Annotated in this window: 16 protein-coding genes; 14 read left to right on the forward strand and 2 right to left on the reverse strand. The window is 42.7% G+C overall.

From position 1 onward, the window contains the following. The first annotated feature begins 34 nt into the window (after positions 1 to 34). From rplI to radA, 4 genes are all read left to right on the forward strand, one after another. The gene (gene rplI, locus KUG63_RS02640; RefSeq protein WP_015005517.1) at positions 35 to 484 is read left to right on the forward strand and encodes a 50S ribosomal protein L9; all 450 of its coding nucleotides are present in this window, start codon (positions 35 to 37) and stop codon (positions 482 to 484) included. A gap of 113 nt (positions 485 to 597) precedes the next feature. Then, the gene (gene dnaB, locus KUG63_RS02645; RefSeq protein WP_015005518.1) at positions 598 to 1,995 is read left to right on the forward strand and encodes a replicative DNA helicase; all 1,398 of its coding nucleotides are present in this window, start codon (positions 598 to 600) and stop codon (positions 1,993 to 1,995) included. Between the two features lie 50 nt (positions 1,996 to 2,045). Beyond that, positions 2,046 to 3,140, forward strand: coding sequence for an alanine racemase (gene alr, locus KUG63_RS02650; RefSeq protein WP_277642161.1), 1,095 nt, complete (start codon positions 2,046 to 2,048; stop codon positions 3,138 to 3,140). Continuing rightward, entirely contained in the window at positions 3,130 to 4,494 is a 1,365-nt protein-coding gene (gene radA / locus KUG63_RS02655) for a DNA repair protein RadA (protein WP_015005520.1), read from the forward strand. Before alr ends, radA begins: the two co-directional genes overlap by 11 nt. A gap of 68 nt (positions 4,495 to 4,562) precedes the next feature. On the opposite strand, the gene KUG63_RS02660 is transcribed toward radA, so the two are convergent. Together KUG63_RS02660 and KUG63_RS02665 are read right to left on the reverse strand one after the other, a co-directional pair. Next, entirely contained in the window at positions 4,563 to 5,165 is a 603-nt protein-coding gene (locus KUG63_RS02660) for an FHA domain-containing protein (RefSeq protein WP_287553928.1), read from the reverse strand. A 65-nt stretch (positions 5,166 to 5,230) separates the two neighbouring features. Next, positions 5,231 to 6,484 carry an HlyC/CorC family transporter gene (locus KUG63_RS02665; RefSeq protein ID WP_083856985.1) on the reverse strand — a complete coding sequence of 418 codons (1,254 nt, stop codon included), beginning with the start codon at positions 6,482 to 6,484 and terminating at the stop codon, positions 5,231 to 5,233. Positions 6,485 to 6,658: 174 nt separating this feature from the next. Between KUG63_RS02665 and KUG63_RS02670 the strand changes: the two genes are divergently transcribed. The 10 genes from KUG63_RS02670 (at position 6,659) to KUG63_RS02715 (ending at position 16,621) form a co-directional block, all read left to right on the forward strand. Continuing rightward, positions 6,659 to 8,110 (forward strand): sigma-54 dependent transcriptional regulator, encoded by a 1,452-nt coding sequence (locus KUG63_RS02670; protein ID WP_287553930.1) that lies wholly within the window; start codon positions 6,659 to 6,661, stop codon positions 8,108 to 8,110. 118 nt (positions 8,111 to 8,228) lie between these two features. After that, positions 8,229 to 9,416, forward strand: coding sequence for a sensor histidine kinase (locus KUG63_RS02675; RefSeq protein WP_015005524.1), 1,188 nt, complete (start codon positions 8,229 to 8,231; stop codon positions 9,414 to 9,416). 1 nt (position 9,417) lies between these two features. Further along, positions 9,418 to 10,761: a sigma-54-dependent transcriptional regulator gene (locus tag KUG63_RS02680; RefSeq protein WP_287553932.1), complete on the forward strand. Its 1,344-nt coding sequence runs from the start codon at positions 9,418 to 9,420 to the stop codon at positions 10,759 to 10,761. 39 nt (positions 10,762 to 10,800) lie between these two features. After that, positions 10,801 to 11,118, forward strand: coding sequence for a flagellar hook-basal body complex protein FliE (fliE, locus tag KUG63_RS02685; RefSeq protein WP_015005526.1), 318 nt, complete (start codon positions 10,801 to 10,803; stop codon positions 11,116 to 11,118). A 48-nt stretch (positions 11,119 to 11,166) separates the two neighbouring features. After that, complete coding sequence (gene fliF, locus KUG63_RS02690) at positions 11,167 to 12,831, forward strand: flagellar basal-body MS-ring/collar protein FliF (protein ID WP_287553934.1); 1,665 nt, start codon at positions 11,167 to 11,169, stop codon at positions 12,829 to 12,831. Then, positions 12,831 to 13,850, forward strand: coding sequence for a flagellar motor switch protein FliG (fliG, locus tag KUG63_RS02695; protein ID WP_015005528.1), 1,020 nt, complete (start codon positions 12,831 to 12,833; stop codon positions 13,848 to 13,850). Before fliF ends, fliG begins: the two co-directional genes overlap by 1 nt. Then, on the forward strand, positions 13,843 to 14,475 hold the full coding sequence (locus KUG63_RS02700; RefSeq protein ID WP_015005529.1) for a flagellar assembly protein FliH: 633 nt from the start codon (positions 13,843 to 13,845) through the stop codon (positions 14,473 to 14,475). The genes fliG and KUG63_RS02700 overlap by 8 nt, the downstream gene beginning before the upstream one ends. Next, complete coding sequence (gene fliI / locus KUG63_RS02705) at positions 14,472 to 15,857, forward strand: flagellar protein export ATPase FliI (protein ID WP_041932945.1); 1,386 nt, start codon at positions 14,472 to 14,474, stop codon at positions 15,855 to 15,857. The genes KUG63_RS02700 and fliI overlap by 4 nt, the downstream gene beginning before the upstream one ends. A gap of 9 nt (positions 15,858 to 15,866) precedes the next feature. Beyond that, a complete protein-coding gene (gene fliJ / locus KUG63_RS02710) occupies positions 15,867 to 16,307 on the forward strand; it encodes a flagellar export protein FliJ (RefSeq protein WP_223253240.1) in 441 nt (146 codons plus the stop codon). A gap of 83 nt (positions 16,308 to 16,390) precedes the next feature. After that, positions 16,391 to 16,621 carry an OadG family protein gene (locus KUG63_RS02715; protein WP_020932822.1) on the forward strand — a complete coding sequence of 77 codons (231 nt, stop codon included), beginning with the start codon at positions 16,391 to 16,393 and terminating at the stop codon, positions 16,619 to 16,621. The last annotated feature ends 5 nt before the right edge of the window (positions 16,622 to 16,626 follow it).

Below are 16,626 nucleotides of genomic sequence, written 5' to 3' on the forward strand. Positions count from 1 at the left end.
AGTTAAATTTTAAAATAAATAGGATTTAGTAAAGATGAACATTATTCTTCTTGAAAAGGTAGCAAATTTAGGTAACTTGGGTGACAAAGTAACAGTAAGGCCCGGTTTTGGACGTAATTTTTTAATCCCCGGTGGTAAAGCAGTTCTTGCGACGCCAGCCAGAATTAAAGAATTTGAAGCACGTAGAGCAGACCTTGAAAAAGCAGAAGCTGAGCGTCTAACAAAAGCTCAAGCAAGAGCAGAAGCCATTGAAGTGTTAAACTTAACTATTACTCACCAGGCGGGTGAAGAAGGTAAGTTATTTGGATCGGTCGGCTTACCGGATATTATTAAAGCATGTGCGGATGCAGGTGTTGAAGTTGATAAGCAAGAAATTAAATTACCTGAAGGTTCAATTAGACAGACAGGTGAATTTGAAGTGGCTATCCACTTACATACTGATGTTGTTGCATCACTAAAATTGGCGGTTGTTGCTGAAGCTTAGGACACCACATTTAAAAAAAGCCGGTGTCATTTGGCACCGGCTTTTTTTTGCAAAGAAGATTTCACCTTCCTGTACAATCGTAAAAACTTTCAATTTATCTTCAAAAACTGCTCATGTCTGAAGAACCATTATTTGACTATGAAATGCCCGATGAGACAGAGTTTCTTCGTGTTCCACCTCACTCATTACAAGCCGAACAATCAGTTTTAGGCGGTTTAATGTTAGATAATCAGTGCTGGGATACAGTGGCTGATAAGGTTTCACCAGAGGACTTTTACCGTAAAGAACACCGGCTAATTTTTGAATCGATTGCAGACTTAGCAAAAAAAGACGAGCCTTTCGATGTTGTTACTATTTCCGAAGTGCTCGGGCAAGCTGGGGAATTAGAAAGTGTCGGTGGTTTAGCGTATTTAGGGGCGCTCGCAAAAGATACGCCTAGTGCAGCAAACATTGTTAGCTATGCAGCTATTGTTCGGCAACGATCTGTTCGGCGTCAGCTTATTCATATTGGTAATGAAATATCAGATTCTGGGTTTGATACTGAAGGCCGAGACATAAATGAATTGTTGGACGAAGCTGAAAGTAAAGTTTTTAAAATTGCCGAACAGGGTGCAAAAGGGCAAAAGGGTTTTGAATCGATTAAAAACTTATTGGGCGTAGCCGTTGATAAGATTACCGAATTACATGAAAACCAAAATGCTATTACCGGTGCGAGTACCGGGTTTTCTGATTTAGATGAAATGACATCCGGTCTTCAACCGGCTGATTTAATTATTGTCGCTGGCCGACCTTCAATGGGCAAAACCAGTTTTGCAATGAACTTGGCAGAAAACATAGGCATTCAAAGTGGCTTGCCTATCGCCGTATTTAGTATGGAGATGCCGGGTGATTCATTAGCGATGAGAATGATGTCTTCTTTAGGCCGAATTGATCAGCATAAAGTTAGAACCGGACAGCTTGATGATGATGAGTGGCCACGAATGCAATCTTCAATTAATCTGTTGGCAGAAGCTAAAATATTCATTGATGACACAGGAGCACTGAGCCCAATTGAGGTTCGTGCCCGAGCAAGGCGACTGATGAAAGAACATGGTCAGCTAGGTTTGATTGTTCTCGATTACTTACAGTTGATGCAATCACCATCGAAAAGTGAAAGTCGTGTGGCAGAGATTTCAGATATTTCGCGTTCATTGAAAGCCTTAGCCAAAGAGTTAAATGTACCAGTTATTGCTTTATCTCAGTTGAATCGTAATTTGGAGCAACGGCCGAATAAACGACCAGTGATGTCTGACTTGCGGGAGTCGGGAAGTATTGAGCAGGATGCCGATGTTATTATTTTTATTTATAGGGATGAAGTATATAACGAAGACTCTGATGCAAAAGGTGTGGCAGAAATTATTATTGGTAAACAGCGTAATGGGCCGATTGGCACCTGTCGGTTGACGTTTTTAGGGCAATATACGCGGTTTGAGAACTATGCCAATGACAGTTACATTGATGATGAATATTGATCTGATGGTTAATTAGTGGCCCATCAACGCATTATGACGTTAGAATAATTATGTCTTTTCACCCCGAAGCGGTTATTGATTTATCGGCATTAACACATAATGCTGATGTTGCTCGTCGAGCAGCTCCTAACTCAAAACTTATGGCGGTAATAAAAGCAGATGCTTATGGGCATGGCATGTTAGCGGTTGCTCAGGCGTTGTCATCGGTTGATGGTTTTGCTGTAGCACGGCTAGAAGAAGCAATAAAACTTAGACAAGCAGGCATCGATAAAATAATTCTTGTGTTAACTGGGTTTTCTTCTCAAGCAGACCTTGAGCAGTTTTGTGCCTATGACCTAGATGCAGTTATTCATAGTGAGTACCAAGTAGAGCTACTCCATTCAGCTGATATTTCAACACCGATATCTGCTTGGTTAAAAATAAATACGGGGATGAACCGTCTAGGAGTTGATGCGTCCGCAGTGCCGAGGCTTTACGACGCTTTGCAACTATCTGGAAAGCTGCGTTTGCCGGTTAAGTTAATGACTCACTTGGCCTGTGCGGACGATATGAATTCATCGTCTACAACCTCTCAAATTAGTGTGTTTGATGAAGCTACGCTCGGTTTGAACGGTGAACAAAGTATTGCTAATTCAGCTGGATTGTTAGGTTGGAAGCATGCACAAAGACACTGGGTGCGTCCTGGCATAATGCTATATGGTGCCAGCCCGTTTTGTGACTCAACAGCAAGTGATGATCATTTGCTTCCTGTGATGACACTAAAAAGCAGGGTTCTATCAATAAGAACGGTTAGAAAATCGGGCTGCGTCGGTTATGGTTCAACTTGGCAAGCTAATAGAACCAGCCTAATAGCAATTGTTGCGATTGGTTACGGCGATGGTTATCCTCGCCATGCCGTGACAGGAACACCCGTTTTGGTAGCGGGCCAAGTAGCCCCATTAGTAGGCTGTGTTTCAATGGACTCGATTACGGTGGATATCAGTCAATGCAATAATGTTCGCGTGGGTGATGAAGTTGTTTTATGGGGACGTGGTTTGCCCATTGAGGAAGTGGCTGAAAAAAGTGGTACGATTTCCTATGAATTATTGTGTGGGATTACTCATCGTGTCAGTCGATCTATACGGGAAACATTAAATGTCGAGTAAACCTAAAACTGTTTATAGCTGTCAAGAATGTGGGGCGAGTGCAACTAAATGGGCTGGACAATGCCAAGATTGTGGTGGCTGGAATACTCTGCAAGAATCAACGCTGAGCGGTTCCTCTAAAGTAAACCGTTTTAGTGGTTATGCTGACCAAGCCAGCTCGGCGGAAGTGCAAATCTTATCTTCTGTAACAGCGCAGCGTTTAGAGCGTACTCAAAGTGGCATGGATGAGTTGGATCGAGTACTCGGTGGAGGTATTGTTCCCGGCTCAGCAATTCTTATTGGTGGTGATCCTGGGATTGGTAAATCAACCTTATTGCTGCAATCATTGGCGAGTATGAGTCAACGTACTAAAACGCTCTATGTAACGGGTGAAGAGTCTGCTCAACAAGTAAGTATGCGTGCGACGCGACTTCATTTATCAGTCGATAAAGTTAATATTTTATGTGAAATTGCACTCGAAACCATATTGGCGACAGCAGAAAAAATGTCAGCAGATGTTTTGGTTGTAGACTCTATTCAAACGGTTTTTAGTGATGAGTTACAGTCTGCGCCCGGCTCGGTTGGGCAGGTACGTGAATGTGCTGCACGGCTGGTACGATTTGCTAAACGCACAAATACCACCATATTTTTAGTGGGCCATGTCACCAAAGAAGGGGCGATTGCTGGTCCACGTGTTTTAGAACATATGGTGGATTCTGTTTTATATTTTGAGGGTGATTCGGGAAGCCGTTTCCGCGTGATAAGGGCGATTAAAAACCGCTTTGGTGCGGTTAATGAGTTGGGCGTTTTTGCGATGACAGAAAAAGGGCTTCGCGAAGTGACAAATCCCTCTGCTATTTTTCTTTCACGTCACGAACAAGAAGTGCCTGGTAGTGTTGTAATGGTGACTCGCGAAGGGACTCGTCCACTTCTGGTTGAGGTGCAAGCATTGGTCGATGAAAGTAGGCAAGGAAACCCTAAACGGGTTACTGTCGGGATGGACCAAAACCGTTTGGCTATGCTGTTGGCTATTCTACATAGGCATGGGCAATGCTCATTACTTGACCAAGATGTATTTGTAAATATCGTTGGTGGCCTACGTGTTATGGAAACAGGTGGTGATTTGGCGGTCGTTGCAGCGTTATTATCTAGCTTTAAATCTAAAAATATCTCTAAAGACTGGGTGGTGTTTGGTGAGTTAGGCCTATCAGGGGAAGTTCGCCCTGTGCCTAATGGTGAGGAGCGTCTAAAGGAAGCTGCGAAACACGGTTTTAAGTTTGCACTAGCGCCTAAAGGAAATATTCCTAAGGAAGGTGTCGATGGTCTAAAAATACACCCGGTGAGCGTGTTAAGGGATGCATTGCAGTTTTTTTAGAAGCATTTTTTGAAGAGTAATGACTAAAGTAGAAGTTGCCCTTCCACTCTGTTGCTTATATTTAAGGGTTATTCAGTAAAAAAAAGATATTTATTGTCTGCAATGTTTAAGACATTGTTATTAGCTAGTTTGGTCTCGCTGGATATCGTGTTGCCGTCGATGGAAATGCTAATATCGTCCATTAATCTTGAAATATAATACCCGTCGGCTCTCTTAGCAATCATTGCGGGTGTGGTGTTAGTAATATTGACTTCATTAACAGCCTTATTTAACGCGCTAACTAGGCCGATGTTGGCACCATTTAGAGCTTGAAGGTTTGCTTTGCCTACTGGGCGTAACGATGGTTGCGCAGTTGATGTGCCTGAGGTGTCGATATCATCGATGGTAGAAAAAGAATAAAGAAGACTGTGTTTTCCGATGTTAATTTTGTCGCCTTTCTTAATGGCCTCTTTTTGAATTGGCTGCCCATTAATAAAAGTGGGGAACTGTTCAGATACGCTTTCAATAAAGTATTCGTTAGCAACCCGAGTCACTTTTAAGTGTGTTGGTGCGATAGCAAGGCTGTCGATAATAAATGTATTGTCAGGGGCCCTGCCGATGGTTGAGGTGTTTTGTTCGAGTTGGAATACCTCAATGGGCTTGCTGTTAAAAAAAAGAGTCAGTTTAGCCATAAGTCATATTCCATTATTTTTTTATATTAAATTAGAGGCACCATAATCGTTATTTTTCATAACGATTATGATGATTGAAATTTCGCCAGCTTTACAGCATTGTCTTCAGTTAATACGATTTCAACAGAGTGTTTATAGAGTTTTAAACTGGTTCCTTGTTCTGGAATAGATTCAAGGTATTCAATAATTAGCCCGTTTAATGTTTTAGGACCGTTGGTTGGCAATTTCCAGCCCATAGAACGATTAAGTTCTCTAATGGTAATGTTGCCGCTAACGAGTATGCTGCCATCTGCTTTTTTCTGAATGTCAGGAGAGCTATCTGAAAAGTCGGTGGTGAATTCACCGATCACTTCTTCTAACAGGTCTTGTAAAGTTATTAAGCCTAAAATGGAGCCATATTCATTTACAACAAAAGCAAAGCGTTGTTTGTTCTGTTGAAAGTTAATCAGTTGTTTATACAGGCTTGTGTTATTTGGAATAAAGTAAGGTGGTTGCTTAATGTCTAATAATTGTTGATGGCTAAAGTCACCACTGTTAGCTAACTGCAAGATATCTTTCGTTCTTAAAAAGCCTTGAATAGAATCCATATTAGTGGAAAAAACCGGCAAATTAGAATAGGACGCATTCAATAATTGTTTTTTTATATCATCGATGTCGTCATCAAGATCAATACCGTGAATATCGTTAATAGGGGTCATAATATCTTCAACGGTGGCCTGTTGAAGATCAAGAATACCCAGTAGCATGCCTTTATGCTCATCGGGAATTAGGTTTCCAGCCTCGGTCACAACAGTACGTAATTCATCATGGTGCAAATGTGTGTCTGTATCATGTTGAACATGGATGCCCACCATTCTTAGTAATAAGTTAGATAAGGTGTTGATGACCCAAACGAGTGGGTAAAGGAGCTTTAATAAAGGTGTGTATATAATCGATGCAAAAAAAGCTAAACGTTCAGGGTGGCTAGCTGCCCAAGTTTTTGGTGCGACTTCAGAAAAAATTAAAATAATGAAAGTCAGTAACCCCGCGGCAATAGCGATACCTGATTCGCCATATAGGCGTAAGGCTAGGATGGTTGCAATCGATGAGGCGAAAATGTTAATAAAATTATTGCCTAATAAAATAAGGCCGATTAATCGATCTGGCTTTTTTAACAGGGTATGGGCCATCTTGGCGCCTAAATGGCCGCTTTTGACAAGATGTATAAGCCGATACTTATTCAAGCGCATCAAGGCAGTCTCAGAGCCGGAAAAAAAAGCGGATAATAAAATAAGGATGAATAACGTGGAAAAAAGAAATCCCAGTGAAAGGTCTGTCACGGCGTGTGGCTCAAATTAATATAATGTACTTTCTAAGACTTGTTTGTATAGCTGTCAAGTTAAAACACAGCGGAAGTCTAAAACAGCACGTTAACGCACAAAAAATTGCACGAGGTGTCGGTTTTTTGACATACTAATTGAAATTTATATTTCATGACATGGGTTTATTGCTTTATGGCATTACAAAAAGTTTTTTTGATAGGTGATGATAAAGATCGCTGCTCAGAAGTAATAACAGTATTAAATTTTTTAGATTATAAGGTTAAATTATTAACCTTGGATAAGTTACAAAATGAAGTCAAGGATGATGAGTCACCACTGGTTATTCTTTGTGATGATGTGAGCTTTAAGGACGATGAGATACATTCTTTTTATTCAGAGCCTTCAGAGCCTAAGCACCAGCAACCATTTTTGTATTTACATAACAAAGGGCGCGCGCCTAAATTGTCTAAAACCATAGCGAGCTACCTCGTCCCCTTAGAGTGGCCAACCACCTATCAGCACTTTATTAACAGTATTCGTCAGTTACAGTCTGTAGGGCATTCGTTAACAAGAGATGCGACACAACGATCGACTGAATTATTTAGAAGTTTGGTAGGTAATAGTCAGGAGGTTAAACGTGTTAGGCAGCTGATTCAACAGGTATGCGTTTCGGATGCAACGGTGTTAATTCTTGGTGAGTCGGGTACAGGAAAAGAAGTTATTGCGAGAAATATTCATTACCATTCGACACGCCGTCAAAAGTCTTTTGTGCCTATCAACTGTGGAGCAATACCAGCAGAGCTGATTGAAAGTGAGTTGTTTGGTCATGAAAAGGGAGCCTTTACTGGTGCATTAACAGCAAGGCAGGGACGTTTTGAGTTGGCAGAAGGTGGGACCCTATTTCTTGATGAAATTGGTGATATGCCGATGCAAATGCAGGTAAAGTTACTACGAGTGTTACAGGAAAAAGTATTTGAGCGGGTAGGGGGGACTAAGTCTATTGAATGTAATGTAAGGGTGCTAGCTGCGACACATCGAGATTTAAAGCAGGAGATTGAAAAGGGCAGCTTTAGGGAAGATTTATTTTATAGATTAGATGTATTTCCTATTAGTATTGCGCCATTAAGAAATCGCGCTGAAGATATTCCTATGCTGGTGAGTGAATTAGTGCAGCGTATTGAAAATGATAATAAAGGCTCTGTGCGCTTTACCTCGGGTGCATTAATGGCGCTATGTCAGTACGACTGGCCTGGTAATGTTAGAGAGTTGGCAAATATGGTAGAGCGACTCGCCATTATTCATGCTTACGGGGTTGTAGATGTTAAGGACTTGCCTGATAAGTTTCAGCAGTACGATAGTGCTCCAGTGGCTACTCAAGAAGAGCTGACGTTGGAGCCACCAATATTCGACGAGACAAGTTTATTAAATCATCATTCGGTGACTAATGGCCATCATACGGTAGGTATCTTGCCTGAGCAAGGGATGGATCTTAAAGAGCATTTGAATAACCTTGAGTATTCATTAATTCAACAGGCGTTAAATGATTCGGATGGTGTGGTGGCGCATGCCGCTAAGAAGTTAAGTATGCGTCGAACGACCCTAGTTGAGAAGATGCGCAAACATGAGATTAACCGCGCGGATTAAGTGACCAATATTTGACATTCGTTAAATCAATACTTCATAACGTATTGTTTATTAAGCATTAAATAATATGGCACGTTTTTGGCATTGTTTGTGAGTACCACAATTACAATGGCAGAAAATGAGTTTACTTGCTACATCAGATAAGGTTCATCAGAGCCAACCACTTGAAGATGCTTTTCATGCGTTTAATCAAGTGTCGCAACACCTAACGGAGTCATACCAGCAACTCGAACAACAGGTGGTTGTTTTAAGTGATGCGCTAGCTCAATCAAACTCAGAAAAAATACAGCACTTATCAGACAAAGAGGCCTTAGCGACTCAATTGGAAGGGTTGATTGAGGCTATTCCTGGTGCAGTTATTGTTCTTGATGTTCAGCAGAAAGTTGTCAAGCTAAATGCTTGCGCTAGATCCTGGGTGGATGGAGATGTACTAGGGTTACCGTGGGATAATGTACAGACAAATTATTTGATTCCCGATGAGCAGCTTGCAGATCAATTTAGTCTAAAGACGGGGCAAATAGTCGCCTTATCCACCACAAGCTTAGGTGGGCAATCTGGTAGTGTCGTTTTACTAACCGATATCACTCAGCAACGAGAGTTACATCAACAGCTTGAGCATAAAAAAAAACTGGCTGAAATGGGTGAGTTTTCCGCAGGCTTGGCTCATCAAATCAGAACGCCTTTAGCGTCTGCATTATTGTATGCCTCGCAACTGAATACAGGTGTATTAAGTCATGAGGCGCAGCAAATTTTTGCCGCAAAACTACTTGATAGATTAAGGCTATTGAACACACAAGTAACAGATATGCTGAATTATTCGCATCATGGTGAGTTTGTGAAGCAGCCCGTTAAATTAACAACGTTTATTAAGGGCTTAAGCGATTTGTATCAGGATAAACCAGTTGCTTTTGAGGGTCGTGATGCAGAAGAGTCTATACAGCTTTATATCAGTAAAAATGCTTTGCTCGGCGCGATTGGTAATTTGCTAGATAACGCCTTAGATGCGACTAAGTCGGGTGAATCTGTGACATGTTCAATAAGCTTGAACGGTGACGCTAACCTAAGAATCACCGTGGCAGACCAAGGGCATGGCTTGAGCAAAAAGCAGCAACAACGAATATTCGAGCCCTTCTATACCAATAAAGCCAATGGAACAGGGTTAGGTTTGGCTGTGGTCAGTAATGTGGTTAACGCCCACGCGGGTGACATTAAATGGGTCTCAAAGGTAGGGGTTGGGACCACGATGGACGTTCAATTACCGGTGGTAATGTCATCGTCCATGAAGCAACTACAAGGGAGTATGTAAGGTGATAAAACAAATAGATGTGTTAATTGTTGAAGATGATGAACCGTTGCGAGAAGCTATTCAAGATGCGTTAACGGCTTACGGTTATCAAACAAAGTGCGCTGCTAACGGCCTTGAAGCACTTAAAGTGCTGGAGAAGTATCAGGCTCGTTTAGTGATCAGTGATGTTCAAATGGACGGAATGGGTGGTCAAGAACTACTTGAAATGCTCAAAGTGCGGTTTCCAAACTTACCGGTTTTATTAATGACTGCGCATGCCACAGTGGAGCAGGCCGTCAAGGCGATACAAGCAGGTGCATCAGACTATTTAACAAAACCCTTTGAGGTGGACCAACTCATTGTTCATGTGGAGCAAACGATCTCGCCAAGAGAAACCGCGTTTGGTGAACTACCCAGTAATGACAGCTGTATGAAAGACATTGTGGCGTTAGCAGGGCGTGTCGCTAAAAGTGAAGCGACGGTATTGATACAGGGCGAAAGTGGCACGGGTAAAGAAGTGTTATCGCGATTTATTCACAAAAACTCGCCTAGAAGTAAAAAAGAATTTGTGGCGATAAATTGTGCGGCGATTCCTGAAAACATGCTTGAAGCAATGTTGTTTGGCTATGAAAAAGGGGCGTTTACAGGTGCATATCAGTCGTCAGCAGGAAAATTCGAGCAGGCGCAAGGCGGGACTATTTTGCTGGATGAAATCTCTGAAATGAATATTTTATTACAGGCTAAATTGTTGCGTGTTTTACAAGAAAAAGAAGTGGAGCGCTTGGGCGGCAAAAAAACCATAGCGCTTGACGTGCGTGTATTGGCGACCACCAATAAAGACCTAAGAACCCTGGTGAACGAGGGTAAGTTTAGAGAGGATCTGTTGTATAGGATCAATGTGTTCCCCATCAATATACCACCACTAAGAGAGCGAAAAGCAGATGTTCTGGCTTTGTCGAAAACGATGATTGCGCGACATTATAACGGCGACCAATCGCCACCAACACTATCAGCTAACGCCATTAAGCTGCTTGAAAAGCATGATTGGAAAGGGAATGTTCGTGAGTTGGAAAATGTCATTCAGCGGGCTTTAATTATGGCAAATGGCTCAATGATTACTGAGAACGATTTGATTTTTGAATCGACGCCATCAGCAATAAGCACAGAGCCGCTTGAGATGCCTGAGACGTCAGAAAATGAGTTGAGTGCAGGTGTTAGAGCGGTCGAAGATAAGCTTATTCTCGATACGCTAGTTAGTGCTAATGGCAGTCGTAAAAATACTGCCGAACGGCTTGGTATCAGTGCAAGAACACTGCGCTACAAAATTGCACGGATGCGTGAGGCGGGCGTTGAAATCCCTGCATGATGGTATTAATTGTTCAGAAACACGGTAAGGAAAAAGACTATGAGTAACATGGAAATAAATAATGTATTGGCCCAAATGCGGGCGATGTCGGCGCAAGCTTCAAATACAGTTGCAGAAGCAAAACCAACAAATTCGTCAGACTTCTCAACAATGCTGAGTCAGTCAATTGAAGCGGTGAATAAAACACAACAAGAAGCCAGTACGCTATCAGAAGCTTTTACGAAAGGTGAAACGGATGCCAGTTTGGCTGAAGTAATGGTGTCTTTGCAAAAAGCAAACTTATCATTTCAGACGGTTCTGCAAACTAGAAATAAGTTAGTAGATGCCTATAAAGATGTTATGCGGATGAGCATGTAAGCGTGTTTGCTAATGCTCATAAAAATTACTTAAAGCAGGTTTACTAATATGGCAACTTCCGCCGAACAAGCAACTATTCAATTATCACCAAACAATATGATGGTGCGTCAGCTGGGCGTGATGCTCGCGCTGGCCATCAGTGTCGCCTTAGGTGTTGCGGTGGTGTTGTGGTCACAAACGCCAAACTACAGCCTGTTATATAGTAGTTTGGGTGATAGGGAATTAAGCGAAGTAATGTCTGGTTTGCAGCAATCAGGGGTTGAGTATAAGTTAGAAGCAGGTTCAGGCGCTATATTGGTGCCTTCGTCACAAGTTGATGAGTTGCGTTTAAAATTAGCCGGTTTAGGTCTGCCACGTGGTGGTGGACAAGGGTTTGAATTATTAGAAAAAGAAACCGGTTTTGGCGGTAGTCAAGCTATCGAAAAAGCGCGTATTCAACGTGCATTAGAAGGTGAAATAGCCCGCTCCATTGTAACTATACAAAGTGTGCGTTCTGCGCGTGTTTTATTAGCCATTCCAAAGCAGTCCGTGTTTTTACGGCATCGTAAAAAACCCAGTGCTTCGGTGGTTGTTGATATGCATCAAGGGCGAGAGCTGAATAAACCTGAAGTTGCCGCTATTTTGCACTTGGTGTCATCAGCGGTGCCACAGCTTGATGTATCGCAAGTAACCGTTGTTGACCAAAAAGGTGCTCTATTAAGTGCTAAAACATCAAATGATGTTATGTCTCTGACAAGCAACCAATTTGAGTTTAAGCAAGGTGTTGAAGAGCATTTAATCAACCGGGTTGAAAGTATTTTATTGCCGATTGTTGGCGCAGGTGCTATTCGTGCATCGGTCTCAGCGGATGTTGATTTTACGACGACAGAGCAGACACAAGAGCAATATAACCCCGACTTGGCCGCTTTAAGAAGTGAGCAGGTGACCGAAGAGCAGAGCAATTTAGCAGGTGTGCAAGGTGTTCCGGGTGCGCTCTCTAATCAACCGCCTGCAGCTGGGGTCGCACCAGAAGTTGCTGAAGGTGAATTGGGAGGCGCTGCATCGGCGACCACGAATGTTAATAAACGGTCCATTAAGAACTACGAATTGGATAAGAAAATTAGCCACACTAAATTGTCTAGCGGTCGTGTAAAACGAGTAACTGTGGCCGTTGTAATAGATAATAAACAAGGAGCGGTCACCGCTGAGGGTGGAGCGAGTGCTTCAGAACCCTATAGCGATGAGGATGTCGCTAAATTCACTGTGCTCGTGAAAGAGGCTGTTGGTTTTAATGCATTGCGAGGAGATAGCGTAACCATTACTAATTTGGCATTTAGGCAGCCAGATGTTCCTGTTGCCTTGCCTGAAGTGCCCTTGTGGGAACAAGCCTGGGTGCTAGATGCTGCTAAACAGGTTGTCGGCGGGGTTTTTGCGCTAATCTTGATATTTTTTGTATTAAGGCCCACTATTAAAACGTTATTAGAAAAACCAACTGCAGCGGGTTTACCAGCAAGCGGTCAAGGCACGCAGATGACCCCTAGTGGCGCTATGGCGACAGAGGCAAGAGCTTCTCAGTCAGCGGGGGAAAGGTCTTTGGAGCTTGAGTCAGATGAGGAACTGATGATGTTAGAAGCACCTAAAAGTTACGAACAGCGTTTAGAGATGGCCCAAAAGATAGCGGGTGAAGATCCTAAGCGGGTTGCCCAAGTCATGAAAACATGGATAAAAGAATAATGGCTGAAGAACAAATAAGTGCACATGAATTAAGTGGAACAGCGAAGGCTGCAGTACTATTGTTGTCTTTAGGTGAAGACTATGCGGCAGGTGTTATGAAACACATGGGGCCTAAAGAAGTACAACAAGTTGGTACAGCCATGGCCTCACTTGAAAATGTGACGACGGAAATGCTGGATTCAGTTGTAGGGCACTTTATTACCACCATTGGCGGGCAAACGGCGTTAGGCATAGATTCGGACAAATACATTAAAAATGTGCTGACCAATGCGCTAGGAGTGGATAAGGCGGGTGGCGTCATTGACCGGATTTTGTTGGGCAGAAACTCTAAGGGGTTAGAGCAACTTAAATGGATGGATCCACGGTCGATTGCAGACTTTATTCGTTTAGAGCATCCACAAATCATGGCCATCGTCTTATCGTATTTAGACAGTGATCAAGCCGCTGAAACATTGGGTTATCTGCCAGCCTCGCAGAGGTCTGATGTGCTCATGCGTATTGCCGTACTGGATGGTGTACAACCAGATGCATTACAAGAGCTCGATGCGATTATGGAAAATCAGTTAGCTGGAAACTCTGGTGCTCAAACTGCCCAAATGGGTGGTATTCAAACGGCAGCCAATATTTTAAATTTCTTAGAAGGTTCGATGAGTGCCGAACTTATTGATGCGGTAGTCGAATCAGATGATGAAATTGGACAATTAATTCAAGATAAGATGTTTGTCTTTGATAATTTGATTGATGTTGACGATCGTGGCATTCAAAGCTTACTCAAAGAGGTGTCTACTGATGTATTAACGCTGGCATTACGTGCAGCAGAAGAAGCGTTGAAAGAAAAAATATTTGCAAATATGTCTAAACGTGCCGCCGAAATGCTGCGTGATGATATGGAAGCCGCTGCACCTGCTAAGGTGAGTGATGTAGAGGCGGCGCAAAAAGAAGTGTTAGTGATTGCAAGACGTTTGGCAGACTCAGGTGAAATTGCGTTAGGTGGCTCTGGAGGCGAGGAGTTTGTCTAATTCATCAACAAAAAAAGAGGTTGTTTCTTCTTGGCGTTTTCCATCATTTGTCGAGGGTGACTCTGTTGATGTGGATATAGCTCATGTTAAAGCCCCGACGGCTGGTGATCTTGAAAAACTGCAAGAACAAGCAATGCAAGAAGCCTCTAAAAAAGGCTATGAAGAAGGGCTTGCAAAAGGGTTAAGGGCGGCTGAAGCACAAATTTCACAACAGGTTAAATCCTTGGAGTCTGTTATTCAGTCGTTAGTGAGCCCGTATGAAGAATTTGACGAGCGTGTAGAGAATGAAATTGCCTCGCTTGCGATTCAGATCTCAAAACAGCTGATTCGACGAGAATTAAAAGCCGATGCGGGGCAGGTCGTTGGTGTTGTAAAAGAAGCACTAAGCGCATTACCTTCAAGTTCACAAAATATTCAATTATTTTTACACCCTGATGATGCGGCGTTAATAAAGTCAGCGCTTTCAATTGATGATGAGGCCCGTTGGAAAATTGTTGAAGACCCAGTTATTACCAGAGGTGGTTGTCGTGTTGCTACCGACGCATCAACAATTGACGCAACCATTGAAAACCGCCTGTTAGCCATCATTGCTAAAGCCTTGGGTGATGAAAGAGCGGTGTCGTGAACGATTTATCATTTGTAACGCAACGTACAGATAAATGGCTTAAGCGCCTTAAAGAATATCAAGAACGAATTGAAGAGCCTCAGCCAATGTTGGTAGAGGGACGATTAACACGAATGGTCGGTTTGACATTGGAAGCGGTTGGTTGTCGCTCGACAATTGGAGGGCGCTGTATGATAGAAACGGCGGATGGCCATCAAACCGAGGCGGAAGTCGTTGGTTTTTCGGGCGAACGTTTATATTTAATGCCAACGGGCGATATTAGAGGTCTTGAGCAAGACTGTCGAGTTATTCCTATGGGCTTGAGTAGTATGGCGCATGTCGGACCTGGTTTATTAGGTCGAGTTGTGGATGGCGGCGGTAAACCAATTGATGGCAAAGGCCCTGTGCATACGACTGACACAATGCCTTTACACGGCCGTGCCATGAATCCCTTGGGGAGACGGGCTATAACGGAGCCTTTGGATGTTGGTATTGGGACTATTAATTCATTATTAACGGTTGGGCAGGGCCAGCGAATAGGCTTGTTTGCTGGCAGTGGCGTAGGTAAAAGTGTATTGCTTGGCATGATGACGAAATATACGAAAGCGGATGTGGTCGTGGTGGGCCTTATTGGTGAGCGTGGTAGAGAGGTGAACGAGTTTGTTAGAAAAACTTTGGGAGCCGAAGGAATGGCGCGAGCAGTGGTGGTGGCGTCACCAGCGGATGACCCGCCATTGATGCGGATGCATGGTGCTATGTTGGCGACCAGTATTGCTGAATACTTTCGTGATCAAGGAAAGAATGTATTGTTGTTGATGGATTCGCTAACGCGTTATGCACAAGCTCAAAGAGAAATTGCCTTAGCGATCAATGAGCCACCTGCAACAAAGGGTTATCCGCCCTCTGTGTTTAGTAAGTTGCCCAGTCTAGTTGAGCGCGCAGGTAATTCAGACAAGGGTAATGGCTCTATTACAGCCTTTTACACAGTATTGACTGAAGGGGATGATACAAATGATCCAATTGCAGATGCAAGTCGAGCAATTTTAGATGGGCATATCCATTTGTCACGACGTTTAGCAGAAGCAGGGCACTTTCCGGCGATAGACATGGAGGCATCAGTGAGCCGGCTGATGACAGAAATTGTGCCAGAAGACCATCAAGAGATGGCACGTGAATTTAGAAAAATAAACTCGACCTATCAACAAAATGCAGATTTAATCAATGTTGGTGCCTATCAGCCCGGTAGTAATTCGTCGGTTGATGAGGCCATTGATATGCATGAATCAATGTTAGAGTTTCTTCAGCAGAGAATAACCGAATCGGTTAATTTTGATGAAAGTATTGAAGGTTTGGAAAGTGTTTTACAACATAGAAAGCCGGCAGCTATGTCAAAGGTATTATAAATGGGGGGAGTGTTGAAAAAGTCAAAGAGGCTTGGTCCGGTTAAACAAATTGCTGAAAACAATGAAACAGCCGCTGCGATGAAAATGAATCAATCGCTTCAAGCCCAGCAAGAATCTCTAGCGCAACTAGAGAAACTAAAAGAGTACCGTAATGATTATACCGTTCAGTTTAAAACGAAGGGGCAAGTGGGGATGTCAGCGTCACGGTTACGTGAGTATCAGGAGTTTGTTCAAAAACTTGATCAGGCCATTGAAGAACATAGCAAAACGGTGCAGTCATTACAGGAAAAGTTAGGCCAGCATCAACAGGCCTTTAAAAAAACGAATAGTCGAAAAAAAGTAGTTGAAAAGTTGATCGAAAAATCTAAACAGCATGAATTAAGAGAAACTGGCAGGCTGGAACAAAATGAGTCCGATGACCGTATGGTAAAAGGGTTTGAGCTGGATTAGGAGCAGTTTTTAAACACCTTTTTTAACAAAGCGTTTGTATATTTATTGTGTTTTTCAGCAAGGGGTGCTTTATAATACAGCTTATGAATATCACAAACTTATTAGAACAAGGTGTGGAACTAATGTTACTTGGAATGGGGATGGTATTCTTCATCTTGGGTATGTTAGTTTTTGCTATCAAAGGGATTTCTGCTGTTATTCAACGATACGAACCCGTTGTTGAGCACAGTAGTAAATCGTCTGTTTCCACAGATATTAGTGAAGATATCGTTACAGCGATTACGGTTGCTGTTCAACGTTTTCGCTCTAAATAAACTTA

It is taken from the genome of Cycloclasticus sp., assembly GCF_019090545.1.
GTDB lineage: Bacteria > Pseudomonadota > Gammaproteobacteria > Methylococcales > Cycloclasticaceae > Cycloclasticus > Cycloclasticus pugetii.